The organism is Vibrio sp. 10N.222.49.C9 (genome assembly GCF_041474985.1).
Classification (GTDB): Bacteria; Pseudomonadota; Gammaproteobacteria; order Enterobacterales; family Vibrionaceae; genus Vibrio; species Vibrio crassostreae_C.
This window is the reverse complement of sequence record NZ_JBFRVD010000104.1, coordinates 1-2,172: the sequence shown is the minus strand read 5'-3', so window position 1 is coordinate 2,172 and position 2,172 is coordinate 1. Positions and strand designations below refer to the sequence as shown.

At 48.3% G+C, this 2,172-nt stretch carries 2 protein-coding genes; both read right to left on the bottom strand.

The window, feature by feature from the left end; all coding sequences use genetic code 11:
* Positions 1-259: 259 nt before the first annotated feature.
* Complete coding sequence (locus AB4585_RS22130; RefSeq protein WP_102332453.1) at positions 260-1,312, bottom strand: transposase; 1,053 nt, start codon at positions 1,310-1,312, stop codon at positions 260-262.
* On the bottom strand, positions 1,309-2,172 hold an 864-nt coding region (locus AB4585_RS22125; RefSeq protein ID WP_102398431.1), incomplete at its 5' end, for a site-specific integrase. The genes AB4585_RS22125 and AB4585_RS22130, both read right to left, overlap by 4 nt.

Genomic DNA, 2,172 nt, shown 5'->3' with positions numbered 1-2,172 from the left:
CTAACAAATAAGGATTAAGGTGTTGCGCAGCCAACACTAAATCCCGAGTGTTGAACAAGCCCGAAGCCACTTTGTTAAGTAAATTGTACGATTGAACTTGAAGGGCACATCGCTTTGAGGCTTTTCTCAAGGCGAGCGGGGTCAAGATAAGGTTGCGATAGCAATCTTATCAACCAGTTAGCTATTTTTCGTTTCTTTCGTCGTCACATCTCCTTTGATTTCGTCAATGCCATTCTCCTTATTATCAAATGCCTTTCGGCTACATGGGTCGGCTCACTCCAACACACGCCATCTCATGCTCACAGCAAGGGCAGATTCTTATCGCTTTGCTCCTTATCGGTGCCGTTAGCGGCGGCATCATATAGACCAAGTTCAATAACAGCAGTTGAATGCGGGCTCTTAAGGCGTGAGCTTGACCACGTAAAAATCCGTAGTCTCGTACTCTCTGCAACCCTTTGGGCAGCACGTGTTGCAAAATGAGCAGCAAAAACTTCAGAATGGGCAAGGTGCGCGTTCGCCATGCATTGGTCTGACTCTCTTTATAGCGGAAGGTGACAGTATCATCTGTGATACTGATGATGTCTTCATCAGGCAGCACACCGCGATAGAGATAGCGCGCCAAATAGTTGAGTGCAGCCTGACCGTATCCTACTTGTCTGCAATCGACCACCCATTGTTTGGGTATGCCACTCGGCAGCCACAACGTTGGGTGTTGATTAATGGCCTCTAGCATTCTTGCTCGCCATACTTTGGCCAAAGCAAACGCGTTGAAGAGGTAATGCTTGTTGCCTTTGTGCCACGTTTGCCTCGACGCGTCGTATTGGCCTGCCGCCACGATAATGTGCAGATGTGGGTGCAAGTTTCGTTGTCGGCTGTGAGTATGCAACACGGCGGTAAAACCAAGTTCACCTTGCCGTTGTCGGTTGGCAAAATCCTTTAATACCCCTGATGCCACCTTAAACATACCGTTATATATCGCTTTAGGTTGATGTCTTGCCAGCACTCTCAATTGATACGGTAAAGTGAAGGTCACCATGAAATAGTGAACAGGTAACCGTTTTTGCTGTTGACGCTGTAGCCAGTCAGAAGTGGTGCGTTGTTGGCATTGAGGGCAATGGCGATGACCACAAGAAAGAGGCAATCGGTCATCGTGATGGCAGTGACTGCAGAACCATTGTGAGCGTCCTTGTTGCTCTGTTTTGCAACGGAGCATCGCCCCAATAGCTCGATGCATATCGCCATTTATCTGCGCATGATAGTGATGCTTAAGCGCACGATGATGCTGGCGAAGCAGTTCAATGAAAGTACTCATTTTATGCTCCATGTTAAGTCTAGATCATCCGTTAATTGGTTGATGGCCATTGCCGCATCACGCTGCTTTATCTGAGTCATTCGGGTGTATCGTGCCGTGGTGTTGAGGCTTGCATGACCGAGCAGTGATTGCAGTGAACGCAGGTCGACTCCTTGCTCAAGTAAGTGCGTTGCGAAGCAATGTCTGAGTGAATGAGGACTCGCATGCTTTTTGATACCACACTCTTTAAGTACAAGTTTCATCGTCTTTTGAATTCCGCCACGATCCATGGGGGTGTCGTGACATGTACCAAGTCCAGGAAATAAGTAGCAAGGATGCTTATGGGTAAGCCAGTGCGTGCGGAGTGCCTTAAGCGTTCGCTGCGGAAGCGGCACCATTCGGTCTTTTCCGCCTTTTCCTTCCCGTATGTGAACGCGCATTGTTTGGCTGTCGATATCATGAACCGTAAGATTTAATCCCTCACTGAGTCGTAACCCCATGCTGTACAGAGTAAGAAAAAACACCTGATAACGTGCTTGTCGAGTGTGAGTAATCAGCGAGCTGACTTGCTGTGGTGTCAGTATGTCGGGCAGTCGTTTTACTTGTGGCGGCTTGACGATATTGAGCCACTCCCACTGTTTATCGAGCGTGTAGCGATAGAAAAACTGCAAGCCATTACGATCGAGTTTTATGGTGCTCCACGAGTGGGTTTGAATAAGAGACGCGAAGAACTGTTTGAGGTCAGAGGTCGTTAATGTATCAGGGGCTCGGTCGAAATGAGCGGTGATCCGACGAACCGCACGGGAATAGGCATCAATGGTCGCGGGTCGTTTACCTTGCAGCTTTAGGTTGGTAAGGTGTTGTTCATAAAGGGTGTTGTA

Bases quoted from the DNA above. Each gene is read 5' to 3' on its own strand.
- AB4585_RS22130 (WP_102332453.1), bottom strand. From the start codon at position 1,312: ATGAGTACTTTCATTGAACTGCTTCGCCAGCATCATCGTGCGCTTAAG.